24 protein-coding genes and 1 tRNA gene are annotated in these 26,335 nt (G+C 69.5%); 12 read left to right on the forward strand and 13 right to left on the reverse strand.

Annotated elements, in window-relative coordinates:
- Window positions 1–74: 74 nt before the first annotated feature.
- Both ACYF6T_RS16295 and ACYF6T_RS16300 read left to right on the forward strand, forming a co-directional pair.
- Window positions 75–623, forward strand: a complete 549-nt coding sequence (locus tag ACYF6T_RS16295) for a helix-turn-helix domain-containing protein (RefSeq protein ID WP_461696985.1) — start codon at window positions 75–77, stop codon at window positions 621–623.
- Window positions 624–763: 140 nt separating this feature from the next.
- Entirely contained in the window at window positions 764–2,383 is a 1,620-nt protein-coding gene (locus ACYF6T_RS16300; protein WP_461696986.1) for a serine/threonine-protein kinase, read from the forward strand.
- On the opposite strand, the gene ACYF6T_RS16305 is transcribed toward ACYF6T_RS16300, so the two are convergent.
- The gene (locus tag ACYF6T_RS16305) at window positions 2,347–3,732 is read right to left on the reverse strand and encodes a hypothetical protein (RefSeq protein WP_461696987.1); all 1,386 of its coding nucleotides are present in this window, start codon (window positions 3,730–3,732) and stop codon (window positions 2,347–2,349) included. The two genes, ACYF6T_RS16300 and ACYF6T_RS16305, sit on opposite strands and share 37 nt — an antisense overlap.
- Before the next feature lie 162 nt (window positions 3,733–3,894).
- Window positions 3,895–4,023, reverse strand: coding sequence for a DLW-39 family protein (locus tag ACYF6T_RS16310; RefSeq protein ID WP_003999697.1), 129 nt, complete (start codon window positions 4,021–4,023; stop codon window positions 3,895–3,897).
- A gap of 284 nt (window positions 4,024–4,307) precedes the next feature.
- On the opposite strand from ACYF6T_RS16310, the gene ACYF6T_RS16315 reads away from it, so the two are divergent.
- Window positions 4,308–4,640 (forward strand): DUF6344 domain-containing protein, encoded by a 333-nt coding sequence (locus ACYF6T_RS16315; RefSeq protein WP_461697025.1) that lies wholly within the window; start codon window positions 4,308–4,310, stop codon window positions 4,638–4,640.
- 62 nt (window positions 4,641–4,702) lie between these two features.
- On the opposite strand, the gene ACYF6T_RS16320 is transcribed toward ACYF6T_RS16315, so the two are convergent.
- The 9 genes from ACYF6T_RS16320 to dnaA all read right to left on the reverse strand — a co-directional run bounded on the left by ACYF6T_RS16320 (window position 4,703) and on the right by dnaA (window position 17,494).
- A tRNA-Ile gene (locus tag ACYF6T_RS16320) sits at window positions 4,703–4,779 on the reverse strand.
- Window positions 4,780–4,880: 101 nt separating this feature from the next.
- The gene (locus ACYF6T_RS16325; RefSeq protein ID WP_461697027.1) at window positions 4,881–5,657 is read right to left on the reverse strand and encodes a DUF3566 domain-containing protein; all 777 of its coding nucleotides are present in this window, start codon (window positions 5,655–5,657) and stop codon (window positions 4,881–4,883) included.
- Between the two features lie 18 nt (window positions 5,658–5,675).
- Window positions 5,676–8,270, reverse strand: coding sequence for a DNA gyrase subunit A (gene gyrA, locus ACYF6T_RS16330; protein WP_461697028.1), 2,595 nt, complete (start codon window positions 8,268–8,270; stop codon window positions 5,676–5,678).
- 42 nt (window positions 8,271–8,312) lie between these two features.
- The gene (gene gyrB / locus ACYF6T_RS16335; protein WP_461697030.1) at window positions 8,313–10,373 is read right to left on the reverse strand and encodes a DNA topoisomerase (ATP-hydrolyzing) subunit B; all 2,061 of its coding nucleotides are present in this window, start codon (window positions 10,371–10,373) and stop codon (window positions 8,313–8,315) included.
- Between the two features lie 375 nt (window positions 10,374–10,748).
- Window positions 10,749–11,288, reverse strand: coding sequence for a DciA family protein (locus ACYF6T_RS16340; protein ID WP_461697032.1), 540 nt, complete (start codon window positions 11,286–11,288; stop codon window positions 10,749–10,751).
- Complete coding sequence (gene recF / locus ACYF6T_RS16345; RefSeq protein WP_461697034.1) at window positions 11,285–12,406, reverse strand: DNA replication/repair protein RecF; 1,122 nt, start codon at window positions 12,404–12,406, stop codon at window positions 11,285–11,287. The genes ACYF6T_RS16340 and recF overlap by 4 nt, the downstream gene beginning before the upstream one ends.
- A gap of 52 nt (window positions 12,407–12,458) precedes the next feature.
- A complete protein-coding gene (gene gnd, locus ACYF6T_RS16350; RefSeq protein WP_461697036.1) occupies window positions 12,459–13,334 on the reverse strand; it encodes a phosphogluconate dehydrogenase (NAD(+)-dependent, decarboxylating) in 876 nt (291 codons plus the stop codon).
- 178 nt (window positions 13,335–13,512) lie between these two features.
- Window positions 13,513–14,643, reverse strand: a complete 1,131-nt coding sequence (gene dnaN, locus ACYF6T_RS16355; protein ID WP_461697116.1) for a DNA polymerase III subunit beta — start codon at window positions 14,641–14,643, stop codon at window positions 13,513–13,515.
- Between the two features lie 937 nt (window positions 14,644–15,580).
- Entirely contained in the window at window positions 15,581–17,494 is a 1,914-nt protein-coding gene (gene dnaA, locus ACYF6T_RS16360; RefSeq protein ID WP_461697038.1) for a chromosomal replication initiator protein DnaA, read from the reverse strand.
- Between the two features lie 383 nt (window positions 17,495–17,877).
- On the opposite strand from dnaA, the gene rpmH reads away from it, so the two are divergent.
- The 9 genes from rpmH to ACYF6T_RS16405 all read left to right on the forward strand — a co-directional run bounded on the left by rpmH (window position 17,878) and on the right by ACYF6T_RS16405 (window position 24,811).
- Window positions 17,878–18,015, forward strand: a complete 138-nt coding sequence (gene rpmH, locus ACYF6T_RS16365; RefSeq protein WP_003956500.1) for a 50S ribosomal protein L34 — start codon at window positions 17,878–17,880, stop codon at window positions 18,013–18,015.
- Between the two features lie 21 nt (window positions 18,016–18,036).
- The gene (gene rnpA / locus ACYF6T_RS16370; protein WP_461697047.1) at window positions 18,037–18,408 is read left to right on the forward strand and encodes a ribonuclease P protein component; all 372 of its coding nucleotides are present in this window, start codon (window positions 18,037–18,039) and stop codon (window positions 18,406–18,408) included.
- Entirely contained in the window at window positions 18,405–18,758 is a 354-nt protein-coding gene (yidD, locus tag ACYF6T_RS16375) for a membrane protein insertion efficiency factor YidD (RefSeq protein ID WP_461697049.1), read from the forward strand. Before rnpA ends, yidD begins: the two co-directional genes overlap by 4 nt.
- A 3-nt stretch (window positions 18,759–18,761) precedes the next feature.
- Window positions 18,762–20,066 (forward strand): membrane protein insertase YidC, encoded by a 1,305-nt coding sequence (gene yidC, locus ACYF6T_RS16380; protein WP_461697051.1) that lies wholly within the window; start codon window positions 18,762–18,764, stop codon window positions 20,064–20,066.
- A 15-nt stretch (window positions 20,067–20,081) separates the two neighbouring features.
- Complete coding sequence (locus ACYF6T_RS16385; RefSeq protein ID WP_461697052.1) at window positions 20,082–20,594, forward strand: Jag family protein; 513 nt, start codon at window positions 20,082–20,084, stop codon at window positions 20,592–20,594.
- A gap of 117 nt (window positions 20,595–20,711) precedes the next feature.
- Window positions 20,712–21,428 (forward strand): 16S rRNA (guanine(527)-N(7))-methyltransferase RsmG, encoded by a 717-nt coding sequence (gene rsmG, locus ACYF6T_RS16390; protein WP_461697053.1) that lies wholly within the window; start codon window positions 20,712–20,714, stop codon window positions 21,426–21,428.
- Window positions 21,429–21,693: 265 nt separating this feature from the next.
- A complete protein-coding gene (locus ACYF6T_RS16395; RefSeq protein WP_461697117.1) occupies window positions 21,694–22,767 on the forward strand; it encodes a ParA family protein in 1,074 nt (357 codons plus the stop codon).
- Complete coding sequence (locus ACYF6T_RS16400; RefSeq protein ID WP_461697055.1) at window positions 22,764–23,864, forward strand: ParB/RepB/Spo0J family partition protein; 1,101 nt, start codon at window positions 22,764–22,766, stop codon at window positions 23,862–23,864. The genes ACYF6T_RS16395 and ACYF6T_RS16400 overlap by 4 nt, the downstream gene beginning before the upstream one ends.
- Before the next feature lie 329 nt (window positions 23,865–24,193).
- Window positions 24,194–24,811, forward strand: a complete 618-nt coding sequence (locus tag ACYF6T_RS16405; protein WP_461697057.1) for a GNAT family N-acetyltransferase — start codon at window positions 24,194–24,196, stop codon at window positions 24,809–24,811.
- An 80-nt stretch (window positions 24,812–24,891) separates the two neighbouring features.
- Here ACYF6T_RS16405 and trxA read toward each other — a convergent pair whose 3' ends face one another.
- Together trxA and trxB are read right to left on the reverse strand one after the other, a co-directional pair.
- Window positions 24,892–25,224: a thioredoxin gene (trxA, locus tag ACYF6T_RS16410; RefSeq protein WP_003999720.1), complete on the reverse strand. Its 333-nt coding sequence runs from the start codon at window positions 25,222–25,224 to the stop codon at window positions 24,892–24,894.
- A gap of 41 nt (window positions 25,225–25,265) precedes the next feature.
- A complete protein-coding gene (gene trxB / locus ACYF6T_RS16415) occupies window positions 25,266–26,234 on the reverse strand; it encodes a thioredoxin-disulfide reductase (protein WP_461697059.1) in 969 nt (322 codons plus the stop codon).
- Window positions 26,235–26,335 lie beyond the last annotated feature (101 nt).

The raw sequence follows: 26,335 nt of genomic DNA on the forward strand, positions 1-26,335 counted from the left end.
CCACTCTCCGTAAGATGCTCGGCGTGGTTCGCTACAGCGAACCACCGTACTTGGGGAAGCGATGGGGAGACGCAATGGACGCCGCACAGCAGGAAGCGACCGCAAGAGCGCGGGAACTGCAGCGGAACTGGTACGGGGAGCCGCTGGGGGCGCTCTTCCGTAAGCTCATAGACGATCTTGGGCTCAACCAGGCTCGTCTGGCGGGGGTACTGGGACTGTCCGCTCCGATGCTGTCACAGCTGATGAGCGGTCAGCGCGCGAAGATCGGCAATCCGGCCGTGGTACAGCGGGTGCAGCTGCTGCAGGACCTGGCGGGGCAGGTCGCCGACGGCAGCGTCAGCGCCGCCGAGGCCACCGACCGCATGGAAGAGATCAAGAAGTCACAGGGGGGCTCGGTGCTCAGCAACAGCACGACCACGACGAGCAGTTCGGGAGCGCCGACGGTCAAGCGGGTGGTCCGCGAGATCCAGTCGCTGCTGCGCTCGGTGGCCGCCGCCGGCGACATCATCGACGCCGCCGACACCCTCGCCCCGACCCACCCGGAACTGGCAGAGTTCCTCCGGGTCTACGGCGCCGGCCGCACCTCCGACGCCGTCGCGCACTACCAGTCCCACCAGAACTGACGGCCGGGGAGAAGTCCGCGCGAGCTTGACGGGAAGTCCGCGGCGACAACGGGGGGTCGTATCGCTCATCGAGGGGGGAAGCAAGGGCAGGCAAGGGCACGTAAGGGGGACAGCCGCAGGGGGAGGAGCGACGCACTGCCATGGGTGAGGTCTTCGCCGGCCGGTACGAACTGGTCGACCCGATCGGACGCGGCGGCGTCGGCGCCGTCTGGCGCGCCTGGGACCACCGCCGCCGCCGCTATGTGGCCGCCAAGGTGCTCCAGCAGAGCGACGCGCACTCCCTGCTGCGCTTCGTGCGCGAACAGGCCCTGCGCATCGACCACCCCCATGTGCTCGCACCGGCCAGCTGGGCCGCCGACGACGACAAGGTCCTGTTCACCATGGACCTGGTCGCCGGCGGTTCGCTGGTCCACCTGGTGGGGGACTACGGCCCGCTGCCCCCCGCGTTCGTCTGCACCCTGCTCGACCAGTTGCTGTCGGGGCTGGCCGCGGTGCACGCGGAAGGGGTCGTGCACCGGGACATCAAGCCCGCCAACATCCTGCTGGAGGCCACCGGCGCCGGCCGGCCGCGGCTGCGGCTGTCCGACTTCGGCATCGCGATGCGGCTGGGCGAGCCGCGCCTGACGGAGACCGACCTGGTGGTGGGCACGCCCGGCTATCTGGCGCCCGAGCAGATGCTGGGCGCGGACCCCGACTTCGCCGCCGACCTGTTCGCCACGGGTCTGGTCGCCCTGTATCTGCTGGAGGGCGCCAAGCCGGACGCCAAGGCGCTCGTGCAGTACTTCGCGACGCACGGGACGCCGAGCGCGCCCAAGGGCATCCCGGAACCGCTGTGGCAGGTCGTCGCCACGCTGCTGCAACCGGACCCGCAGGCCCGCTTCCGCACCGCCACGGGGGCGCGCAAGGCGCTCGCCGCCGCCGTGGAACTCCTGCCGGAGCCCGGCCCCGACGACGAACAGATCGAGATCTTCGACCAACTCGGCCCCCTTCCCCCGGGCTTCGGTCCCCGGGGCCCCCTCAAGCCGGCCCCGGGTGTGGCCGCCGGACGGAGCACGCGGCCGCCGTCCGCCTCCGAGGCCGACACGGATACCGCCACCGACACCGCCACCGCCACTGGCACCATCACCGTCACCGGCACCGGCACCGGCACCGGCAGCCGCACAGTCCCGGCCGAGCCGCCGTCTGTCGAGGAGGAGGCCGAGGCGAGCCCGTCGCCTGCGTCCGCCGACCCACGCCGTTCTCGCGAGCCCGCGCCTCAGCAGGCCGCGGATACCGCCGCCTCCGCTCCTTCCTGGCCCGCCATGTCGGACACCGGCAGCTTCCACCTGCCGCCCCCGCAGCCGTCCCCCACTCCCACGCGAACCGACCAGAGCCCGCGTCCCCCCGTATCTCCCCACGCGTCCTCCCCTGCCCCCCATGTGTCCCCCCACATGTCCCCTCATGGGTCCCCCTATGTCTCCCCGCACGATCCGACCCAGGCTCTGACTCCCCCGCCACCCCAGCGCGCTGACGCTTCTACTCTCTGGTACACCGCCCAGATCCCGCAGGTTCCCCATCCCGCGCAGGAAATCACGCACCCGAACCTCCAGGCCTCCCCCCAGCCACCGCGACCGGGCACCCGCCAGGCCGCACGCCAGGCCGCTCGTGAAGCCGCCCGCAGGGCACGCCGCCCGGGCCCCCCGGCCAAGGTGGCGATCCCGCTCCTGCTCTTCTCGCTGGCCTGCTACGCCATCGGCTTCTGGGCCCTGGCCCGCATCTGACGGCGCCCCAGCACCGTCCACACCCCCAGCACCACGAGCACCAGCGTCCCCGCGCCGATCCCCCCGACGGCCACCGCCCTCATCAGGTCGCCGCCGCCCGCGCCGCCGCTCCCGCCGCCGTCCGCCGCGGCCTCCCGCTCCCCCGACGTGACCTCGAAGAGGCCCCTTGGGACGGACGGCCCCGCATAGGCCGGACCGGACTGCGCCGCCCCGGCGACGCGCACCCGCAGGGTCAGCCCGAACGGCCCGTCCCCGAACTCGTCGGCCACGTCGGCCGCGAGGTGCACCGCGAGGTAGTACGCCCCGGCGAACCGCATGCCGTTCACCTGGGCGGAGATGCCGTAGCGGTTGACGTAGGCGACCGGCGCCACGGGCGCGAGCGTGGCCGTCTTCTGGCGTCCGTCGTAGCCGACGCCCGCGTCCTCGACGTAGGCGCGCACGGGGTTGTAGAGGTCCAGGTCCAGTGCGTCGACCGCGTAGCCGCTGCCGCTGCCGGTGCTGCCGAGTTCGGCGGTGGCGTACGGCTGCTGTCCCCAGTCGACCGGCACCTTGTAGAAGAGGGTCTGCCCGGGCCGCAGGTCGGCGCGCCACACGCCCTGTCCCACCGAGACCGCCCGGCTGAAGCCCGACCCGCCCTGGCGCCGCCGCGCCTCGCCGGTGAGGGGTGCGGGCGAGGCGGAGTTCCACGACTCGGGCGCGTTCGTGGCGCCGGCCTTCCGCAGGGGCGCCTCGGTGGTGGCGGTGAGCTCCAGGTCCCAGGCGCCGGGCGGGGAGTCCGCCGTGCCGACCCGCTCGACGACGACGTAGTACGTGCCGCCGCCCTCGCACACGGGGTTGGCCGGGGCGGTCGTCCGCGCGCCCCACGCGGTGATGGGCCGGGGGCTGTGCGAGGCACCGAAGCTCGCGCTCTCGTAGGAGCAGGAGTGGCTGTCGGCGTTCTGCACCGAGACCCTGATGCCGTCGGTGGCGGCGGGGGCGCTGCCGGCGGGCGGGACCGCGGTGACGGCGACGTAGGTGTTGGAGGTCGCGTCCAGGTCCAGGCGGTAGTAGAGCTTGGCCGCCCTGGGGAGGGAGCTGCGGTAGTCGGCGCCGGGGGTGAGGGGAGGGGCGTCGGTGGTCTGCTTCGCTCCGGCGACGGTCCGTACGTCGTCCGCGAAGCCGTAGGAGCCGTAGGAGGCGCCGGAACCGCTGGAGCCGTAGGACGCGTCGGCCGTGGCCTGACGGGCCGGCAGCGCGGTCAGGGCGCCCAGGACTGTCACCACGGCCGCCACGCGCGCGCCGAGCGACGGACGACCGCACCACCACGCCGTACGCCGCACCGTCACCCGCCACCCCTCGTCGTCGCGCAAGCCGCCGGACCGTGGCCATCCTGCCCCGCCCGGTCGCGCGGCACCCGGGGATTGCGTACGCGCGTCCGAAACACCCGCCTCGCAGGCCCCGGGAGTGACGCGGGCAACACAAAACCCCGACCGCGAGGCGGCCGGGGTGTGCTCAGAATCGGCTGTCGGTACTCACGAACCCGTGGGCACGGAGTCAGTCGCCTCCGTCCACAGATCCTGCTCGGCGCGATCCGCCTGGATCTGGCGGTACACGAGGAGCCCGCCGATGGCGGCCAGTGCGACCAGGAGAAGCTTCTTCACCGCGCGACCTCGTCTTTCCTTGACGTAGGGGACCTCTGGCGCCCGACTATACACACCGACCGATACCGATCGGTGACCTGCGGGGGCCCTCCAACTGCCCACTCGCGCACCGCAGTAGAACCGGAGTGCGGTGCTCCTTTTCTCACTTTTCTCCCCCCGTGCCTCCATCCGGGTGGTGTTCATCTGAAGATCGACGCGCCACGGGCGTCGATCCACCACTTCGAGGCCCCCATACACATCATGAGGAAAGTACGCAAATCGCCCAACCCGAAAGTGAGGGGCCCATGAACCGGAACCAGGTCACCAAGCTGTGGACCGCGCTCGTCACCGCCTTCCTGGCGCTGTTCGCGGCGCTCGGACTGGCCACCACGACCGCCGCCGCGGCCGTACCGCAGACCGAGCAGACCCGCAACAGCAGCCCGGCCGCCACCGGCGACGTGACGACGCCGGCCGCGCTCCCCTGGTCCCGGGTCCACGCCCGCTCCCTGCCGCCGACGATGAAGCAGCGCATCCGGGCCGAGGCCCACGGCAAGACCCCCAGCTGCCGCCACCGTCCGCTCACGGACACCGAGTCCGGGCCCGCGTCGGAGCAGGCCGAGGCCGACTGCGCCTCCTGACCCGGAAAAGGCCCTGAAAAAGCGGAAGACCCCCAACCGGAACCGGTTGAAGGCCTTCATGCTGGTGGGGCTAACAGGATTTGAACCTGTGGCCTCATCCTTATCAGGGATGCGCTCTAACCAACTGAGCTATAGCCCCGCCGCGCTCTGCGGTGTGTGTCCCGCGCGCTGACTCCTGAAGATTAGCGCACGACGCGGGCAGTCCCAAAATCGGTATTCAGCGGCTGATCGGCGAGGCCGTCACTCGTCCTCCGCCAGCGTCAGCTCGATACCGCCGACGAAGCCCGCCGAGAGGTTGTAGATGAACGCGCCGAGGGTCGCGAGTGCCGTCGCGAGGACGACGTCGATGACCGCGATGATCGACGTGAACATCAGGACGTGCGGCAGCGAGAGGAACGACTGGAGGTCGAAACCGTTGGACTCGTTCGAGCCGGTGGCCTCCGAGATCGTGCCCCCTACCGTCGAGAAGACGCCCATGGCGTCCATGACCATCCACAGCACGGCCGACGCGACGATCGTGCAGATGCCGAGCGCGATGGAGAGCAGGAAGCTGACTTTCATGACCGACCACGGATCGGCCTTCGCCACGCGCAGCCGGGCCTTGCGGACGCGCGGCGTGGTGCGCGCGCCCGTGCGCGGACGGCGTACGGCACCGGCCGGCGCCGGAGCCGCCTGGGCTGCCGCCGCCGGGTTCGGGTACGCCTGTGGCGGGTGATACGGCCCCGCCGGCTGTTCCGGCTGCCGTTCCCCGGGCAGCGGAGAGGCCGTCTGCTGCTGCGGCGGCGCGGACGGGGCCGGCTGCGGCTGCGGGCCTCGGGAGTCCGTCACAGTTCCCCCCTGGGATCCATGCTTCTCGGGCGAGGGTGAGGCGGCCGCGCCGTCGTCGATCTTGCGCAGTTGGGTCGTGTGCGAATCCGTCGCACGCGCGGCGGAGCCACGGCCGCCGCCGTCCGTCTCCGTACCGGTGGAGGAACCGGTGGAGGTACCGGCCGATCCGGCGCCCGTGGCTCCGCTCACGATGACTCACTCCTCGTGCTACTCGGCCGAGGGCGACTCACCCTCGTCCGTGCCGGCGGTCGTGGCGTCCTCGGCGGTCTCGTCCACGGTGATGTCACCGTCGACCTCCTCCGCCTCGCGCCCGGCCTCGGCGTTACGTGCGATACCGACCACGGCATCGCGCTTGCCCAGGTTGATCAGTTGGACGCCCATGGTGTCACGGCCCGTCTCCCTGACCTCGCTGACTCGCGTACGAATCACACCGCCGGACAGTGTGATGGCGAGGATCTCGTCGCTCTCCTCGACCACCAGCGCGCCGACGAGCGAGCCGCGGTCCTCGACGATCTTGGCGGCCTTGATGCCGAGGCCGCCGCGACCCTGGACGCGGTACTCGTCGACGGCGGTCCGCTTCGCGTACCCACCGTCTGTGGCAGTGAACACGAACGTACCGGGTCGAACAACATTCATCGAGAGCAGCTCGTCCCCCTCGCGGAAACTCATGCCCTTGACACCCGAGGTGGCGCGGCCCATGGGTCGCAGCGTGTCGTCCGTCGCGGTGAACCTGATCGACTGCGCCTTCTTGCTGATCAGCAGCAGATCGTCGTCGCTCGAAACGAGCTCGGCTCCGATCAGTTCGTCGTCCGAACCGTCCTCGCGCTCACGGAGGTTGATCGCGATGACGCCGCCGGAGCGGGGCGAATCGTAATCCTTCAGAGGCGTCTTCTTCACCAGACCCGCCTTCGTGGCCAGCACCAGGTACGGCGCCGCCTCGTAGTCGCGGATCGCGAGGATCTCGGCGATCGCCTCGTCCGGCTGGAAGGCGAGCAGGTTCGCGACGTGCTGCCCGCGCGCGTCCCGGCCGGCGTCGGGGAGCTCGTACGCCTTCGCCCGGTAGACGCGGCCCTTGTTGGTGAAGAACAGCAGCCAGTGGTGCGTGGTGGAGACGAAGAAGTGGTCGACGATGTCGTCTTCCTTCAGCTTCGTGCCGCGTACGCCCTTGCCGCCGCGCTTCTGCGCCCGGTAGTCGTCCGTCTTGGTGCGCTTGACGTAGCCGCCGCGCGTGACGGTGACGACGATGTCCTCCTCGGCGATGAGGTCCTCGATGGACATGTCGCCGTCGTAGGGCACCAGCATGGTCTTGCGGTCGTCGCCGTACTTCTCGACGAGCGCGGCGAGTTCCTCGCTGACGATGCCGCGCTGGCGGACCGGGGAGGCGAGGATCTCGTTGTACTCGTTGATCTTCGCCTGGAGTTCGTCGTGCTCCTGCACGATCTTCTGCCGCTCCAGGGCGGCCAGGCGGCGCAGCTGCATCTCCAGGATGGCGTTCGCCTGGATCTCGTCGATCTCCAGGAGTTCCATCAGGCCCCCGCGCGCGATCTCGACGGTCTCACTGCGCCGGATCAGCGCGATGACCTCGTCGATGGCGTCCAGGGCCTTCAGCAGGCCGCGCAGGATGTGCGCCCGCTCCTCGGCCTTGCGCAGCCGGAAGCGCGTACGGCGGACGATGACCTCGATCTGGTGCGTCACCCAGTGGCGGATGAACGCGTCCAGGGAGAGGGTGCGCGGGACGCCGTCGACCAGCGCCAGCATGTTGGCGCCGAAGTTCGTCTGCAGGTCCGTGTGCTTGTAGAGGTTGTTCAGTACGACCTTGGCGACCGCGTCCCTCTTGAGCACGATGACCAGACGCTGACCGGTGCGGGAGCTGGTCTCGTCCCGGACGTCCGCGATGCCGCCGATCTTGCCGTCCTTCACCAGGTCGGCGATCTTCTGCGCGAGGTTGTCGGGGTTGACCTGGTAGGGCAGCTCCGTGACCACCAGGCACTGGCGGTTCTGGATCTCCTCGACCTCGACGACCGCGCGCATGGTGATCGAGCCGCGGCCCGTGCGGTAGGCCTCCTCGATGCCCTTGCGGCCCACGACGAGGGCGCCGGTCGGGAAGTCGGGGCCCTTGATGCGCTCCATGAGCGCGTCCAGCAGCTCCTCGTGCGAGGCCTCGGGGTTCTCCAGGTACCACTGGGCGCCGGCCGCCACCTCGCGCAGGTTGTGCGGCGGGATGTTGGTCGCCATGCCGACCGCGATGCCGGCGGAGCCGTTGATCAGCAGGTTCGGGAAGCGGGCGGGCAGGACGGTCGGCTCCTGGGAGCGGCCGTCGTAGTTGTCCGTGAAGTCGACGGTCTCCTCGTCGATGTCGCGGACCATCTCCATCGACAGCGGCGCCATCTTGCACTCGGTGTACCGCATGGCGGCCGCCGGGTCGTTGCCCGGGGAGCCGAAGTTGCCGTTGGAGTCCACCAGTGGCATGCGCATCGCCCAGGGCTGGGCGAGCCGGACGAGGGCGTCGTAGATGGAGGAGTCGCCGTGGGGGTGGTAGTTGCCCATGACGTCGCCGACCACGCGCGCGCACTTGTAGAAGCCGCGCTCGGGGCGGTAGCCGCCGTCGTACATGGCGTACAGCACCCGGCGGTGCACGGGCTTGAGGCCGTCACGGACGTCCGGCAGCGCACGCGAGACGATGACGGACATCGCGTAGTCGAGGTAGGAGCGCTGCATCTCCGTCTCGAGCCCGACGGGCTCGACACGCATCGCGAGTTCGCCGCCCTCTTCCGGGGTGACGGGAGTGTTCTCGTCGGTCATTGCTGGTGAAGGTCCTTCCTGGTGCGGTCAGCTGAGACCGACTCAGATGTCGAGGAAGCGGACGTCCTTGGCGTTGCGCTGGATGAACTGGCGCCGGGCCTCGACGTCCTCGCCCATCAGCACCGAGAACAGGTCGTCGGCCTGGGCGGCGTCGTCGAGGGTGACCTGGCCGAGGACGCGGTGCTCCTGGTCCATCGTGGTCACGCGCAGCTCCTCGGCGTTCATCTCGCCGAGGCCCTTGAAGCGCTGGATGGAGTCCTCGCGCACGCGCTTGCCGCGCTGGCGGCCCATCTCGATCAGCGCGTCGCGCTCGCGGTCGGAGTAGGCGTACTCGATGTCGTCCCGGCCCCACTTGATCTTGTACAGCGGGGGGCGCGACAGGTACACGTGCCCGGCCTCGACCAGCGGCCGCATGAAGCGGAACAGGAAGGTCAGCAGCAGGGTGCTGATGTGCTGGCCGTCGACGTCGGCGTCCGCCATCAGGATGATCTTGTGGTAGCGGAGCTTCTCGATGTCGAAGTCCTCGTGCACGCCCGTGCCGAAGGCCGAGATCAGCGCCTGGATCTCCTGGTTCTGCAGGATCTTGTCGATCCTGGCCTTCTCGACGTTGAGGATCTTGCCGCGGATCGGGAGGATCGCCTGGTACTGCGGGTTGCGGCCGGACTTGGCCGAGCCGCCGGCGGAGTCACCCTCGACGATGAAGATCTCGCACTTGGTGGGGTCGTTCGACTGGCAGTCCGAGAGCTTGCCCGGCAGGGACGCCGTCTCCAGCAGGCCCTTGCGGCGCGTCAGGTCGCGCGCCTTGCGGGCCGCCACGCGCGCGGTGGCCGCCTGGATGCCCTTGCGGATGATGTCCGCGGCCTCCACGGGGTTGCGGTCCAGCCAGTCGTTGAGGTGCTCGTAGACCGCCTTCTGCACGAAGGTCTTCGCCTCGGTGTTGCCCAGCTTGGTCTTGGTCTGGCCCTCGAACTGCGGCTCGCTCAGCTTCACCGAGATGATCGCCGTCAGACCCTCGCGGATGTCGTCGCCCGTGAGGTTGTCGTCCTTCTCGCGCAGCAGCTTCTTGTCGCGCGCGTACTTGTTGATCAGGCTCGTCAGGGCCGCGCGGAAGCCCTCCTCGTGCGTGCCGCCCTCATGGGTGTGGATGATGTTGGCGAAGGAGTACACGCCCTCGCTGTAGCCGCTGTTCCACTGCATCGCGACTTCGAGGGAGAGGTGCTTGTCCTTGTCCTCCGCCTCCAGGTCGATCACCGTCGGGTGGACCACGTCTCCCTTGCGGGAGTTGAGGTACCTCACGAAGTCGGAGATGCCGCCCTCGTAGTGGTACGTGACCGACTTGACCTCGGACTTCTCGTCGGCGCCCGCCTCGTCCGCCCCCGCGGTGGCCTTCGCCGACTCGCGCTCGTCGGTGAGTTTGATCGTCAAACCCTTGTTGAGGAACGCCATCTCCTGGAAGCGCCGCGAGAGCGTCTCGAAGGAGTACTCCGTGGTCTCGAAGATGTCGCCGTCCGCCCAGAAGGTGACCGACGTGCCCGTCTCCTCCGTCGCCTCGTGCTTCACGAGCGGCGCCGTGGGGACACCCATCTTGTAGTCCTGCGTCCAGCGGTGGCCGTCGGTCTTCACCTCGACCGCGACCTTCGAGGACAGCGCGTTGACGACGGAGACGCCCACGCCGTGCAGACCACCGGAGACCGCGTAACCGCCGCCGCCGAACTTGCCGCCCGCGTGCAGCACGGTCAGCACGACCTCGACGGCCGGCTTGCCCTCGGACGGCACGATGCCTACAGGGATGCCGCGGCCGTTGTCGACGACCCGGACACCGCCGTCGGCCAGGATCGTCACGTCGATGGTGTCCGCGTAGCCGGCCAGCGCCTCGTCGACCGAGTTGTCGACGACCTCGTACACCAGGTGGTGCAGTCCGCGCTCGCCCGTGGAGCCGATGTACATACCGGGTCGCTTGCGGACCGCGTCCAGGCCCTCGAGGACGGTGATGGCGCTGGCGTCGTACGAGGCGGTGACCTCGCCGTTCGACGAGGTCACCGCGCCGTTCTCGCCGGCGTCGGTGGACTGGTTGATCTCGTTGGGGTTGCCGGAATCGGCCACGAAGCGCCCTTTCTGGCACAGCACGAGCCAGACTCGTCGGCGGTTTGCCGGAGCGGCTGCGGCATGTTGCGTTGGTAAGCCTTGATCAGCGTTGCTCAGCTTTTCCCGGACGTCCCCACGACTGGGGCGGGATTGGCTTCCAGTCTACCGGTAGCGCCGACAGTGATGGGGGTTTGCGGGTACCTGAGTCCTCATGTGGCGCCCTCAACCGGTCTCGGCGGAGTCCCCATATGCGGAACGGGGCTCCAAGAGGCTCACGGAGGCACTCAGCGCTTCCGGCTGTCAACCCTTGGCTACTTGGGAGTCAGGTCGGGATTCGCAACCGCGTGCGGTCCCGTGACCGGGCCGCCGCCGCTTGTGGCTGTGTGAGGTCTGTCACCCGTAGGTGTCGCCGGGCCCCGTGCTGCCCGGAGCGCGCAGGGGGCCGTAGCGGCGGGCGGGGCCGCCGGGGCCCAGCACCTTGATCAGCCGCACCGCGCCGTGCCCGAGGTCCTCGTTCAGCCGGGCGACCAGCGTGGGCGCCAGCAGCCGCAGGTTCGTCGCCCAGGCCGTCGAGTCGCAGCGCACGACGAGCACCCGCTCGTCCTCGTCGTACCGCTCCGGCTCACAGTGCTTGGCCACGTCCTCGCCGACGATCTGGGGCCAGCGCCCCATCACGCCCCCCACCGCCGCCGGGGCCTCCCAGCCCCGCTCGGTGATCAGACGGTTGATCGCCGCGCCGAGCGCCATCGGGTCCCGGCCGTCGGCGCGCGCCCCGGAGCGCAGGCCCCCGCGCCGCGCCTGCTTCTTCTGCCGCGCCGCGTCCCCACGCGCGCGTGCGGCCTCCTTCGCCGCCCTGAGCGCCACGCGCGCGAGGTCGACGCCGGAGGGCTCGGGTGCCTTCTTCGGCTTCTCCGGGGGCTGTTCGTCGCTCATACGCGCTCCACCGTCCCGCCCGACACCGCGAACCGCGCCCCGGCCAGGACATGCGGTACGTCGTCGTCGACCGCGGCCGTGACCAGCACCTGCTCGCCGGGCGCCACCAGCTCCGCCAGCCGCTCCCGGCGGCGCGCGTCCAGCTCGGCGAACACGTCGTCGAGGACCAGCACCGGCTCGTTGCCCTCGGCGCGCAGCAGGTCGTAGGAGGCCAGCCGCAACGCCAGCGCGTACGACCACGACTCGCCGTGCGAGGCGTACCCCTTGGCCGGCAGCTGACCGAGTTTGAGAGTCACATCGTCCCGATGCGGCCCTACGAGGGTGACGCCCCGCTCGATCTCCTGCTTGCGCGCCTCCGCCAGGGCCGCCGTCAGCTGCTCGTAGAGCCCCTCGCGCGTGTGCGCCTCGCCCGGCGCCGACGGCTTGTACTCCAGGGCGACCGGACCGCCGCCCGGGGCCAGCTGCTCGTACGCCTTGTCGGCCAGCGGCTGGATCGCCCCGATCAGGTCCAGCCGCTGCGCCAGCAGCTCCGCGCCCGCGCGCGCGAGGTGCTGGTCCCAGATGTCGAGCGTGGACAGGTCCATCGAGCGGCCGCCGTGCCGCCGGGCCAGCGCGGCCGACTTCAGCAGCGTGTTGCGCTGCTTGAGCACCCGCTCGTAGTCCGCGCGCACCCCCGCCATCCGCGGTGAGCGGGCGGTGACCAGCTCGTCGAGGAACCGGCGCCGCTCGCCGGGATCGCCCTTGACCAGGGCGAGGTCCTCCGGCGCGAACAGCACCGTCCGCACGATCCCGAGCACGTCACGGGGCCTGACCTGCGAGGACCTGTTGACCCGCGCGCGGTTGGCCTTGCCCGGGTTCAGCTCCAGCTCGACCAGCTGCTGCCGCTCGCCCTGTCTGACCTGCGCCCGGATGACCGCGCGGTCGGCGCCCATGCGGACCAGGGGGGCGTCCGAGGCGACGCGGTGGCTGCCGAGGGTGGCCAGGTAGCCGACCGCCTCGACGAGGTTGGTCTTGCCCTGGCCGTTGGGGCCGACGAAGGCGGTGACACCCGGGTCGAGCGGCACCTCGACCCGGGCGTACGAGCGGAAGTCGGCCAGCGACAGATGCGTGACGTGCATGGTCGGTCGCCGACCTCCCCCAGGTTGTGGACCGCTCGTGCAGCCCTGTGGATTACTTCTTCTCGACCGCGTGGCCGCCGAACTGGTTCCGCAGCGCGGCGATCATCTTCATCTGCGGCGAGTCCTCCTGGCGCGAGGAGAACCGCGCGAACAGCGACGCGGTGATCGCCGGCAGCGGCACCGCGTTGTCGATGGCGGCCTCCACCGTCCAGCGTCCCTCACCGGAGTCCTGTGCAAAACCCTTGAGCCTGTCGAGGTGCTCGTCCTCGTCGAGGGCGTTCACCGCCAGGTCCAGCAGCCAGGAGCGGATCACCGTGCCCTCCTGCCAGGAGCGGAAGACCTCGCGCACGTCCGTGACCGAGTCGACCTTCTCCAGCAGCTCCCAGCCCTCGGCGTAGGCCTGCATCATCGCGTACTCGATGCCGTTGTGGACCATCTTCGCGAAGTGCCCCGCGCCCACCTTGCCGGCGTGCACCGAGCCGAACGTGCCCTCCGGCTTGAGAGCGTCGAAGACGGGCTGCACCTTGGCGACGTGCTCCGCGTCGCCGCCGTACATCAGCGCGTAGCCGTTCTCCAGGCCCCAGACGCCGCCCGAGACGCCGCAGTCGACGAAGCCGATGCCCTTGGCCGCCAGTTCCTCGGCGTGCTTCTCGTCGTCCGTCCAGCGGGAGTTGCCGCCGTCCACGACGACATCGCCCGGCTCCAGGAGCTCGGCGAGCTCGTCGATGGTCGACTGGGTGGGCGCACCGGCCGGGACCATCACCCAGACCACGCGCGGGGCCGCGAGGCTCTCCACAAGCTCTTTGAGGCTGTGGACGTCCGCGAGATCCGGGTTGCGGTCGTATCCGACGACGGTGTGGCCCGCGCGGCGGATCCGCTCGCGCATGTTGCCGCCCATCTTGCCGAGGCCGACGAGACCGAGCTCCATCAGTTGATCCTTAGGTTGCTGTGTGGCGTGTGGGGCACTTGCGTACCCGCGTCCGAGCCTAAACCCGGACGTCCGCGCACATCTGTGGGCATACGCGCTCAGACGTACGCCCTCACCTGGGACTTCTCCCCAGCGAGGCGCCCGGTTGTCCACGCGCTGTGGACAACCGGGCAGGCACTCAGCCGCTCAGCCGCACCGGCATGATCAGGTACTTGTAGGCCTCGTCCGCCTCCGCGTCCAGGGCGGGCTTGCCGCTCAGCAGGGCCGGCTTCGTCGACGTCGTGAACGACAGCTGGGCCACCGGGGAGTCGATCGCGCTCAGGCCGTCCAGCAGGAACGTCGGGTTGAAGGCGATCGAGATGTCGTCGCCCTCCAGCTGCGCGTCCACCCGCTCCACAGCCTGTGCGTCGTCGCTGGAGCCGGCCTCCAGGATGAGCACGCCCTGCTCGAAGCTCAGCCGCACCGGGGTGTTGCGCTCGGCGACCAGGGCCACACGCTTGACGGCCTCCACGAAGGGGGCGGTCTCGATCACCGCGACGCTGTTGAACTCCGTCGGGAACAGCGTGCGGTACTTCGGCAGGTCGCCTTCCAGCAGGCGGGTCGTCGTCCGGCGACCCGCGCCCTCGAAGCCGATCAGGCCCTCGCCCGCACCCGAGCCGGACAGCGCCAGCGTGACGTTGTCGCCGCTGGTGAGCGCCTTGGCGGTGTCCAGGAGCGTCTTCGCGGGCACCAGGGCGACCGCGGACGCCTCCGGGTTCTCCGGCTTCCACAGGAACTCGCGGACCGCGAAGCGGTAGCGGTCGGTGGAGGCCAGCGTGACCGTGTCGCCCTCGATCTCGATGCGCACACCGGTCAGCACCGGCAGCGTGTCGTCACGGCCGGCGGCGATGGCCACCTGGGCGGCCGCGGAGGCGAAGACCTCGCCCGGGACGGTGCCCGTGGCGTTCGGCATCTGCGGCAGCGCCGGGTACTCCTCCACAGGCAGGGTGTGGAGTGTGAACCGCGAGGAGCCGCAGACCACGGTCGCCCGTACACCGTCTGTGGAAATCTCCACCGGGCGGTTGGGCAGGGCGCGGCAGATGTCGGCGAGCAGCCGGCCGGAGACCAGGACCGTGCCCTCCTCCTCGACCTCGGCCTCGACGCCCACGCGCGCGGAGACCTCGTAGTCGAAGCTGGACAGGCTCAGCTGGCCGTCCTCGGCCTTCAGCAGGAGGCCGGCGAGGACAGGCGCCGGCGGACGGGCCGGGAGGCTGCGCGCCGCCCAGGCCACTGCCTCCGCGAGTACGTCGCGTTCCACCCGGATCTTCACTGTTGCCGCCTCCTGCTGTTGCCGGCGCTTCTCGGCCTGCGTGGCTTCGTCGTCTGTCTCGGTGCTCGTCCCGGTGTAGTGGGCTCCCTGTGGAGGGAAGGACACCGGGGAACAGTCTGACGCACGGCACTGACAGTAGGTGCCTCTCGGGGTCAAGTCGTGACGAGGGGCAGCCGGGAGCCGGACGGCGAGTTGTGCACAGGACCCGCTTCGAAACGAATTCCCCGCTGTCTCTAGTCGGGAGTAGTAGTAGGGCCTGTGGATACCGTGGATAACCACGTTTGCCCAGCTCAGAGCGGAGATTTTGTCCACGGGCCCTGTGGGCGACGACGGTGGACAACTCGGGGGTTCTGTGGAGAACAGAAAGTTCTGCACACCCCATGCACAGGCAGAGGCGACTTCTCCCCAGCGCCGTCCCCAGGTTTACCCACCTTTCCCACAGCCCAACCCGGCACCTTCCTGTGACGCCTTTCACTCGACGCGGTGATCAGGCGCGTCGCGTTGCCGAACAGTGGACAGGCATGTGGAGAAGGTGGGGATCACTGGGGACAACCGGCCCCAGCCTGTGGGTTGCCGGTGGACAACTCCGTGCACAGCTTGTGGATCATCCGGCTGTCCACAGTCTGTGGAGATCCTTCGTCCACGAATCCACAACCACCTGACCTGGCCTGATCGTTCTGAGGCGGGTGGCCTGTGGACCGCGATCTGGACAACTTCACAGTCCCCAGGATGTGGACGGCAGAAAGTCCCCGAATCTGTGGACCGTGGCCGTAACCCGGCCCCGGAATCGAACAGCGGATGGCCGCCGTACGACGGGCTGTACGAGGGGCCCAGGGGGGCGTGGTGGTGCCGGGGCGACGTGGCGGGGGGTCGATACGGCGAAGGGCGCCCGCCGGATTCCTCCGGGGGCGCCCTCAGGGACGTACGCGCGCGGCCGTCAGCCGTTCTTGATGCGGTTGGTGAGCTCGGTGACCTGGTTGTAGATCGAGCGGCGCTCGGCCATCAGGTTGCGGATCTTGCGGTCCGCGTGCATGACGGTCGTGTGGTCGCGGCCGCCGAACAGGGCGCCGATCTTCGGCAGGGAGAGGTCCGTCAGCTCGCGGCACAGGTACATGGCGATCTGGCGGGCCGTCACCAGGGCGCGGCCGCGCGAGGTGCCGCACAGGTCCTCGACGGTGAGGCCGAAGTAGTCGGCGGTGGCGCTCATGATGGCGGTGGAGGTGATCTCGGGGGCCGAGTCCTCGCCGCCGGGGATGAGGTCCTTGAGGACGATCTCGGTGAGTCCGAGGTCGACGGGCTGCCGGTTGAGCGACGCGAACGCCGTCACCCGGATCAGCGCGCCCTCCAGCTCGCGGATGTTGCGCGAGATCCGGGAGGCGATGAACTCCAGTACCTCCGGCGGGGCGTTGAGCTGCTCCTGGACCGCCTTCTTGCGCAGGATCGCGATCCGGGTCTCCAGCTCGGGCGGCTGGACGTCGGTGATCAGGCCCCACTCGAAACGGTTCCGCAGCCGGTCCTCCAGGGTGACCAGCTGCTTGGGCGGCCGGTCGGAGGAGAGCACGATCTGCTTGTTGGCGTTGTGGAGGGTGTTGAAGGTGTGGAAGAACTCCTCCTGCGTCGACTCCTTGTCCGCCAGGAACTGGATGTCGTCGACGAGCAGGATGTCCATCTCGCGGTAGCGCTTGCGGAAGCTGTCGCCCTTGCCGTCGCGGATGGAGTTGATGAACTCGTTGGTGAACTCCTCGGAGCTCACGTAGCGCACGCGCGTGCCCGGGTAGAGGCTGCGCGCGTAGTGCCCGATCGCGTGCAGCAGGTGGGTCTTGCCGAGCCCGGACTCCCCGTAGATGAACAGGGGGTTGTACGCCTTCGCGGGCGCCTCGGCCACGGCGACCGCGGCGGCGTGCGCGAAGCGGTTGGAGGCGCCGATGACGAACGTGTCGAAGAGGTACTTCGGGTTGAGGCGGGCGGTGGGCTCGCCGGGGCCGGGGGCCGGCGCGGGCTGCGCGGCCAGCGGGCCGGGGGCGCCGGTGGTGGGCAGGTTCGGGCCGACGGGGCCGCCGCGGTGGACGTGGCCGGAGCCGGGGGGCGGCTCCGGCAGCTCCCGGCGGGCGTCGCGCTGGTCGTAGTCGGACCGCGGGGCGTCGTAGTCGGGCCGGTGCTGGTCGTAGTCCTGGCGCGGCTGGTCGTAGTCGGGGCGCTGGCCGTCGTAGGAGGGGCGTTCCATGGACTCGCGGCGGTAGTCCTGGGACGGGGAGGCATAGGGGTCGCGCTCGGGGAAGCCGAGGCGCTGCTGCTGCCAGCTGTACTCGTCCTGGCCGGGGCGGGGCCAGGCGCCGGGTTCGGGGCGCTGGTACTCGCCGGGGTAGGCGGGGCGGGCGGTGGGCAGTTGGTCGCCGGGGCCGCCGGGGCCGCCGGGGCCGCCGGGGCGCTGCTCGGGGCGGCCGGCGGGCGAGTGGTCGTCGGCGCGGTGGCGGCCGTAGCCGTCGTAGGGGCCGTCGTACTGGTTGGCGGGGAGCTCGGGCTCCTCGTAGCGCGGCTGGGGGCGCGGGGCCGGGGGCGCGGGCGGGGGGTCGCCCGCGGAGTCGTCGACGGTGATCGCGATGCGGATGGGGCGGCCGCACTCGCGGCTCAGCGTGTCGCTCACGATCGGGGCGAGGCGGCCCTCCAGCACGCCTTTCGCAAATTCGTTCGGTACGGCGAGCAGGGCCGTGTCCGCGACCAGCGCGAGCGGCTGGCAGCGGCGGATCCAGTGCTCGTCCTTCGCCTCCACGCCCTGGCCGCGGCCCTCGCCGAGGAGCTGCTCGAGTACTCGTGGCCACACTGCGGCAAGATCGGCAGGTACGTCAGCCACAGGGCACGCTCTCTCACGGGTCCCACGAACGTGTGGTTGTGGGACGGGTCGGGATTCAAATGGGGTGGAGCCAAGAACAAGGGGTCAAGGGAACGAATCGGAGTTCAGCCACGGTAGTCAGGGCGACGGGTGCGGTTCAAGTTGTTGTCCCCAGCCTGTGGATAGTGTCTCTGCGTGACTCCTGGTTTGACCGGATGGCGTAGCCCCGCGTACCGTAACCAGGTCGAGTTGTCGATGGCTGCTGCCGCCTGCCTCCGATGGGCACAGGTCACGTCAGGTGATCGGGAAGCGGTGCACTCGGGCGTCACTGCGAGCTACTCGTGGGCGCACGGTGACAGCCAGGACGGCACCCGCCACACCGATTTGATTTCTGGAGCCCCCGAGTGAGCAAGCGCACCTTCCAGCCGAACAACCGTCGTCGCGCCAAGACCCACGGCTTCCGGCTGCGTATGCGCACCCGTGCCGGCCGCGCGATTCTCGCGTCCCGCCGCAGCAAGGGTCGCGCCCGCCTGTCCGCCTGATCCCGGTCAGGTCATGCCGTCGTGCTGCCCACCGAGAACCGGCTGAGGCGGCGCGAGGACTTCGCGACCGCGGTACGACGAGGGCGCCGGGCAGGCCGCCCGACCCTCGTCGTCCATCTTCGTAGCGGTGCCACGGACCCGCACGCGCCTGGGGAGAGCGCTCCCCCGACGCGTGCGGGTTTCGTCGTGAGCAAGGCCGTGGGTGGCGCGGTCGTACGCAACAAAGTGAAGCGCAGACTGCGTCATCTGATGCGTGACCGAGTGACCCTGTTTCCCCCCGGTAGCCTGGTAGTCGTACGAGCGCTGCCCGGAGCGGGCGACGCCGACCATGCACAGCTGGCCCGAGACCTGGATGCCGCCGTGGAGCGGTTGCTGGGAGGGGGCGCGCGATGAAGTACCCGCTGCTGGCTCTGATCAAGCTGTACCAGTGGACGATCAGCCCGCTGCTCGGGCCGGTGTGCAAGTACTACCCGTCGTGCTCCCACTACGGCTACACGGCCATCGACCGGCACGGAGCCATCAAGGGCACGGCACTCACCGCCTGGCGCATCCTGCGGTGCAATCCGTGGTCGCTCGGGGGTGTGGACCATGTTCCGCCGCGCAAGCGCCCGCGGTGGCACGAAATGCTGCGTGACGCATGGCGCGCACGCAGGGGCGGGCCCTCCGCCGCCGAACCGGCCATCGAGGACAATCGTCCTTCGAGCCCGGCCGCAGAGACCTCGTCCCATGCCCAAGGAGCATGATTAGTGGACACGATTGCCAGCCTTTTCAGCTTCATCACGACACCCGTCTCGTGGGTCATCGTCCAGTTCCACAAGGTGTACGGCGCGATCTTCGGCGCCGACACCGGGTGGGCCTGGGGCCTGTCCATCGTGTCCCTGGTGATCCTGATCCGTATCTGCCTGATCCCGCTCTTCGTGAAGCAGATCAAGGCGACCCGGGCCATGCAGACGCTGCAGCCCGAGATGAAGAAGATCCAGGAGCGCTACAAGAACGACAAGCAGCGTCAGTCCGAAGAGATGATGAAGCTGTACAAGGAGACGGGCACCAACCCGCTCTCCTCGTGCCTTCCCATCCTGGCGCAGTCCCCGTTCTTCTTCGCCCTGTACCACGTGCTCAACGGCATCGCGACGGGCAAGACGATCGGCGTCATCAACGACTCGCTGCTCGCCAGCGCGCGTAAGGCGCACATCTTCGGTGCCCCGCTGGCCGCGAAGTTCACGGACAGCTCCGACAAGGTCGCCCAGCTCGGCGCCACGCTGACCGACGTCCGGGTCGTGACCGCGATCATGATCGTCATGATGTCGGCCTCGCAGTTCTACACGCAGCGCCAGCTGATGACGAAGAACGTCGACACCACGGTGAAGACGCCGTTCATGCAGCAGCAGAAGATGCTGATGTACGTCTTCCCGGTCATGTTCGCCGTCTTCGGCATCAACTTCCCCGTCGGTGTCCTCGTCTACTGGCTGACCACCAACGTGTGGACCATGGGCCAGCAGATGTACGTCATCCACAACAACCCCACCCCGGGTTCCAAGGCGCAGGCCGCCTACCTGGAGCGGCTGGCCAAGCACGTCACGCACCACGGCAAGGTCCGCCGGCGCAGCGAGAAGACCATCGTCAAGGCGATCGTCGCCAAGGGCCGTGACCGCAACGAGTTCGAGCGCAAGTTCATCAACGGCCTGACCAAGGCCGGACTCGTGGCGCAGGCCGACGGCACCGTGGTGAAGAGCGAGAGCGCCGTGGCCGTGGAGAGCGCCGAGGACGGTACGCCGACGACCCCCGCCGCTCCGAAGCGTCAGCAGCCCAAGCGCCAGACCAAGGCCCAGCGCCAGTCCGGCGCTGTGAAGCCGGCCGACTCCGGTGCGGCGACCTCGCTGAGCAAGTCCGCGGAGCCCGAGGACGCCAAGCCCGAGGACGCCAAGAGCGACGCCGGCAAGCCCACCGCCAAGAAAGCCGCTTCGCAGCCCGGTTCCGGCGCCCGCAGCAGGGCTCAGTCCGGGCAGCGCAAGGGTGGCCCGCAGCGGCCCAAGTCCCCGTCCAAGAAGTAAGAAGGAGTCCATCCCGTGACGGAAGGCACCACCTCCGCCGCTGCCGAGGGTGCAGACACCCTGACCCGCCTGGAGCAGGAGGGCGAGATCGCGGCGGACTACCTTGAGGGTCTGCTGGACATCGCCGATCTCGACGGCGACATCGACATGGACGTCGAGGCCGACCGCGCCGCTGTCTCGATCATCAGCGACACGGGCAGCCGAGACCTGCAGAAGCTGGTCGGCCGTGACGGCGAGGTGCTGGAGGCGCTGCAGGAGCTGACGCGCCTGGCCGTGCACCGGGAGACCGGGGACCGCAGCCGGCTGATGCTGGACATCGCGGGTTACCGGGCCAGGAAGCGGGCCGAGCTGTCCGAGCTGGGAGCCAAGGCCGCCGCCGACGTGAAGAACACCGGCGAGCCGGTGAAGCTGAAGCCCATGACGCCGTTCGAGCGCAAGGTCGTGCACGACGCGGTCAAGGCCGCGGGCCTGCGCAGCGAGTCCGAGGGCGAGGAGCCGCAGCGCTTCGTCGTCGTGCTGCCCGCCTGATCGGTCCCTACGTTCCTCCGGCCCCGTCTGTAGCGCAGGCGGGGCCGAACTTTGTCAGCCTGATAGTTCTGGTGGTCGGCGCCCGGTGCGCTGATGCGGTACGGAAGGACGGTCCCCGTGACGGAGGCAGCGGAGCTTCCCCCCGCGCCCGAGCAGGCGCGCGAGGTGTTCGGCGAGCGGTTCGCGGAAGCGGTGCGGTACGCGGAGCTGCTCGCCGAGGCGGGCGTGCAGCGTGGTCTGATCGGCCCGCGTGAGGTGCCGCGGCTGTGGGAGCGGCATCTGCTGAACTGCGCGGTGCTCTCGGAGGTCGTGCCGGAGGGCGTCACCGTGTGCGACGTCGGCTCGGGTGCCGGCCTGCCCGGCATCCCGCTGGCGCTGGTCCGGGAGGACCTGAAGATCACGCTCCTGGAGCCGCTGCTGCGGCGCACCAACTTCCTCACCGAGGTGGTGGAGTTGCTCGGCCTGGACCATGTCACGGTCGTCCGTGGCCGCGCCGAGGAGGTCATGGGCAAGCTCACTCCGGTGCATGTGGTGACGGCACGGGCGGTGGCCCCGCTGGACCGGCTGGCGACCTGGGGCATCCCGCTGCTGCGTCCCTACGGGGAGATGCTGGCGCTCAAGGGCGACACCGCGGAGGAGGAGCTGAAGAGCGCGGCGACGGCGCTCAGCAAGCTCGGTGCCGTGGAGACGTCCATCCTGCACGTGGGCGAGGGGGTCGTCGATCCCCTGTCGACCGTGGTCCGGGTCGAGGTCGGTGAGAGTCCCGGCGGTGTGCGCTTCGCGGCCAAGCGCGCGAAGGCCGCCCGCACGGGGCGTGCGCGCCGGCGCCGCTGATCCGTCCTGACGACGAGACGTACTCCACACAAGCTGCCAAACCTACGCATGCCGGAGTGTCGCGGCATTCCGGCCCTGCTTGCTGTGCATCGTGTTTCACGTGAAACGTCGCTCACTGCTGCACGGCATCATCAGCCGGGGCCGCGCTGCGGCCGAACCCCGCGACCGAAAGCCTCTTGGATCACTCGATGAGGGTGTGGAGTTGTCCACAGAGGTGGATTTCTCCACAGAACACCAGGCCTCACTGGTTCACGACCCCGAAGACATGGGAGGCTCTGTTCATTGCGAGCCTGAAGTCGAGGAGAGTGAATCCTTGCGGTCCGACGCCAACATCGCGGGACCGATGACCGATCCGGTCCCCGGTCCCCGTACCGAGTCGATGGGGGAGGATGTTTCACGTGAAACACCGCCCCCAATGGACGACACTCCGATCGGTCGTGCTGCCCAACTGGCGGTGGAGGCTCTGGGCCGCGCCGGCGAGGGCCTGCCACGGCCCGAGCAGACCCGGGTCATCGTGGTGGCCAACCAGAAGGGTGGCGTAGGCAAGACCACGACCACGGTCAACCTTGCCGCGTCCCTGGCCCTGCACGGGGGCCGCGTCCTGGTGATCGACCTCGACCCTCAGGGAAACGCCTCCACGGCACTCGGGATCGACCACCACGCCGAAGTCCCGTCCATCTACGACGTCCTGGTCGAGAGCAAGCCACTCGCGGAAGTCGTCCAGCCCGTCCCCGATGTCGAGGGCCTCTTCTGTGCCCCCGCCACGATCGATCTCGCCGGTGCGGAGATCGAACTGGTGTCGCTGGTCGCCCGTGAGAGCCGGCTACAGCGGGCCATCCAGGCCTACGAGCAGCCGCTGGACTACATCCTCATCGACTGCCCGCCCTCGCTGGGTCTGCTGACGGTCAACGCGCTGGTCGCCGGCCAGGAGGTCCTGATCCCGATCCAGTGCGAGTACTACGCCCTGGAGGGACTGGGGCAACTGCTGCGCAACGTCGACCTGGTCCGGGGACACCTCAACCCCGCCCTGCACGTCTCCACGATCCTGCTGACGATGTACGACGGCCGGACCCGGTTGGCCTCGCAGGTCGCGGACGAGGTGCGCAACCACTTCGGTGACGAGGTGTTGCGGACGAGCATTCCCCGCTCGGTCCGTATCTCCGAGGCGCCGAGCTACCGACAGACCGTGCTGACCTACGATCCGGGGTCCAGCGGTGCGCTGTCCTATCTTGAGGCGGCACGAGAAATCGCGCTGAAGGGTGTCGGCGTCAGCTACGACCCGACGCAGGCCCATATCGGCGCCCAGAGCAACCCGAGCATGGTGGAGGGGATTCAGTGAGCGAGCGACGGAGGGGTTTGGGCCGTGGTCTCGGCGCACTGATCCCCGCTGCCCCGACGGAGAAGACGCCGGCCCCGGCGGCCATGGGAGGCGCTCCTTCGGCCTCCCCGACGGCCGTCCCGGTGCTGACGACCGACCGCGGAGTGGCCGCGGCGAAGGTGGCCACGCTGCCGCCTGTTTCACATGAAACCGAGGAGCCGACGCTGGGCGGTTCCGTGGAGGTGCCCGCGGCTCCCATCGGCGCCCACTTCGCGGAGATCCCCCTCGACGCGATCACGCCGAACCCGCGCCAGCCGCGTGAGGTCTTCGACGAGGACGCGCTGCAGGAACTGGTCACCTCCATCAAGGAGGTGGGTCTCCTCCAGCCCGTCGTCGTACGGCAGTTGGGCCCCGCCCGCTATGAGCTCATCATGGGCGAGCGCCGCTGGCGGGCGTGCCGTGAGGCGGGCCTGGAGGCGATCCCGGCGATCGTGCGGGCCACGGACGACGAGAAGCTCCTCCTGGACGCCCTGCTGGAGAACCTGCACCGCGCGCAGCTGAACCCGCTGGAAGAGGCCGCCGCCTACGACCAGTTGCTGAAGGACTTCAACTGCACGCATGACCAGCTCGCCGACCGCATCGGCCGGTCCCGCCCGCAGGTCTCCAACACGCTGCGTCTGCTGAAGCTCTCCCCGGCCGTCCAGCGCCGCGTGGCTGCCGGGGTGCTTTCCGCCGGGCATGCGCGGGCGCTGCTCTCCGTCGAGGACTCGGAGGAGCAGGACCGGCTTGCCCACCGGATCGTGGCCGAGGGGCTGTCGGTGCGGGCGGTCGAGGAGATCGTGACCCTGATGGGCTCGCGGCCGCAGACGGCCCAGCGCTCCAAGGGGCCGCGGGCCGGCACCCGGGTCTCGCCGGCGCTGAGCGACCTCGCGACCCGTCTCTCGGACCGCTTCGAGACACGGGTGAAGGTCGACCTCGGCCAGAAGAAGGGCAAGATCACCGTGGAGTTCGCCTCCATGGAGGACCTTGAGCGGATCCTCAGCACCCTCGCTCCCGGCGAGGGACCGGTCCTGCAGAAGAGTCTGCTGGACGGCGACGCCGAGGACGACGAGGCCTGAGCCTGTGGCCGACGAGTGGATGGATGCGCTCGGTCGGCCGGCGGAGCGGGCTGTGTCCGGTGGGTATCGGACACAGCCCGCTCTTTGCTTTCAGGCGGTGTCGAGGCCCTCACATCGTGGATACGATGCGTTCGGGTATGGCGCATCCACCTGGCAGCACCTCTGGAGAGGGAGGCAGGGGCCATGCGAACGATGAGCCGCACCGGACTCGTGAGCGCGGGGCTGGGCCTGGGCGCGGTCGGCGGCTTCGTCGGCAGCCTGCTCAGGGAACGGAGCGCTCTGACGGCCGCCCGCGACGCGGCGGGCGAAGGAAGCGAGGATCAGCCTTCATGGGGCGTCGGCTCGTACCGCTCACGCTGGACAACCTCCAGGATCTTCCCAAGCGCTGTCGCTCGTGCGTCTTCTGGGAGTTGGACCCCGTCAGCGGTGAGGCAGCGGTAAAAGCGGGCACGCCCGCCCTGGAGAAGGAGGCGTGGATCTCGGCCGTCCTGCTGGACTGGGGATCATGCGGCCGGGTGGTCTACGTCGACGACGTACCGGTGGGCTTCGTGCTCTACGCCCCGCCGGCCTACGTCCCCCGTTCCACGGCGTTCCCCACGAGTCCCGTCTCACCGGACGCGGTGCAGCTGATGACCGGGTTCATCATGCCGGGCTACCAGGGACAGGGGCTGGGCAGGGTGATGGTCCAGACGGTCGCCAAGGATCTTCTGCGGCGGGGCTTCAAGGCCATCGAGGCCTTCGGCGACGCCCGTTGGAAGGAGCCGGCGTGCCTCCTGCCAGCCGACCATCTGCTGGCGGTGGGCTTCAAGACGGTACGGCAGCATCCCGTGCATCCGCGGCTGCGGCTGGAGCTGCGTACGACGCTCTCCTGGAAGGAAGACGTGGAGATGGCGCTCGACCGGCTGCTGGGAGCCGTACAGAAGGAACCGGCGCTTCGGCCGCTCTAAAGCGAAGGGGCCAACCCGCGGGGGTTGGCCCCTTCGTGTTTCACGTGAAACATCAGCCGTCGGCGTGACGGCCCCGCCGACTACTCGGCGATGAAGTCCTCGAGGTCGCGGACGATCGCGGCCTTCGGCTTCGCGCCGACGATGGTCTTGGCGACCTCGCCGTTCTGGTAGACGTTCAGCGTCGGGATGGACATGACGCCGTACTTGGCGGCCGTACCCGGGTTCTCGTCGATGTTGAGCTTGACGACCTCGATCTTGTCGCCGTACTCGGCGGCGATCGCCTCCAGCGACGGCGCGATCTGGCGGCACGGACCGCACCAGGCGGCCCAGAAGTCCACCAGGACGGGCTTGTCGCTCTTGAGGACGTCCTGCTCGAAGGAGTCGTCGGTCACGTTCTTCAGGGTGCCGGCCACGGCGGGCTCCTTAACTGGTTGGTGCGAGGGGCGGATGGGGGTCAGACAGCGGTCTTCTCGGGCTCGGCCTTCTCCTCGTCCGCGAGGGCGGCGAGGAAGCGCTCCGCGTCGAGGGCGGCGGAGCAACCGGTGCCGGCCGCGGTGATCGCCTGGCGGTAGGTGTGGTCGACCACGTCACCGGCGGCGAAGACACCGGTGATGTTGGTGCGGGTCGAGGGGGAGGCGACCTTGAGGTAGCCCTCCTCGTCGAGGTCGAGCTGGCCCTTGAAGAGCTCGGTGCGCGGGTCGTGGCCGATCGCGATGAACAGGCCGGTGACCGCCAGGTCGGACAGCTCGCCCGTCTTGACGTTGCGCAGCTTCAGACCGGCGAGCTTCGGGTCACCCTGGATCTCAGCGACCTCGCTGTCCCACACGAACTTGATCTTCGGGTCGGCGAAGGCGCGCTCCTGCATCGCCTTGGAGGCGCGCAGGGTGTCCCGCCGGTGCACGATCGTCACCGACTTGGCGAAGCGCGAGAGGAAGGTGGCCTCCTCCATCGCGGTGTCGCCGCCGCCGATCACGGCGATGTCCTGGTCCTTGAAGAAGAAGCCGTCACAGGTGGCACACCAGGAGACGCCGCGTCCGGAGAGGGCGTCCTCGTTCGGCAGACCGAGCTTGCGGTGCTGCGAGCCGGTGGTGACGATGACGGCCTTCGCCTTGTGCACGGTGCCGGAGGTGTCCGTGACGGTCTTGATCTCACCGGTGAGGTCGACGGAGACGACGTCGTCGGGCACCAGCTCGGCGCCGAAGCGCTCGGCCTGGGCGCGCATGTTGTCCATGAGCTCGGGTCCCATGATGCCGTCCCGGAAGCCGGGGAAGTTCTCCACCTCGGTGGTGTTCATGAGCGCGCCACCGGCGGTGACGGCGCCCTCGAACACCAGCGGCTTCAGCGACGCGCGCGCGGTGTAGAGCGCCGCCGTGTAGCCGGCGGGCCCGGAGCCGATGATGATCACGTTACGGACGTCGCTCACGGCTTGATTCCTCGTCTCTGGACTGCGTCGTCGGACCGGTGGGAGCCAGGTTCTGAGCTCTCACCCCACCCAACGGATCCTAAGGGGCGCGCATTCCCGCT

This window comes from Streptomyces sp. 7R007, assembly GCF_054850255.1.

Bases quoted from the DNA above. Each gene is read 5' to 3' on its own strand.
- ACYF6T_RS16395 (WP_461697117.1), top strand. From the start codon at position 21,694: ATGGGAGGCTCTGTTCATTGCGAGCCTGAAGTCGAGGAGAGTGAATCC.
- ACYF6T_RS16300 (WP_461696986.1), top strand. From the start codon at position 764: ATGGGTGAGGTCTTCGCCGGCCGGTACGAACTGGTCGACCCGATCGGA.
- ACYF6T_RS16315 (WP_461697025.1), top strand. From the start codon at position 4,308: ATGAACCGGAACCAGGTCACCAAGCTGTGGACCGCGCTCGTCACCGCC.
- ACYF6T_RS16405 (WP_461697057.1), top strand. From the start codon at position 24,194: ATGGGGCGTCGGCTCGTACCGCTCACGCTGGACAACCTCCAGGATCTT.
- ACYF6T_RS16295 (WP_461696985.1), top strand. From the start codon at position 75: ATGGACGCCGCACAGCAGGAAGCGACCGCAAGAGCGCGGGAACTGCAG.
- recF (WP_461697034.1), bottom strand. From the start codon at position 12,406: ATGCACGTCACGCATCTGTCGCTGGCCGACTTCCGCTCGTACGCCCGG.
- gnd (WP_461697036.1), bottom strand. From the start codon at position 13,334: ATGGAGCTCGGTCTCGTCGGCCTCGGCAAGATGGGCGGCAACATGCGC.
- yidD (WP_461697049.1), top strand. From the start codon at position 18,405: ATGAAGTACCCGCTGCTGGCTCTGATCAAGCTGTACCAGTGGACGATC.
- ACYF6T_RS16340 (WP_461697032.1), bottom strand. From the start codon at position 11,288: ATGAGCGACGAACAGCCCCCGGAGAAGCCGAAGAAGGCACCCGAGCCC.
- gyrA (WP_461697028.1), bottom strand. From the start codon at position 8,270: ATGACCGACGAGAACACTCCCGTCACCCCGGAAGAGGGCGGCGAACTC.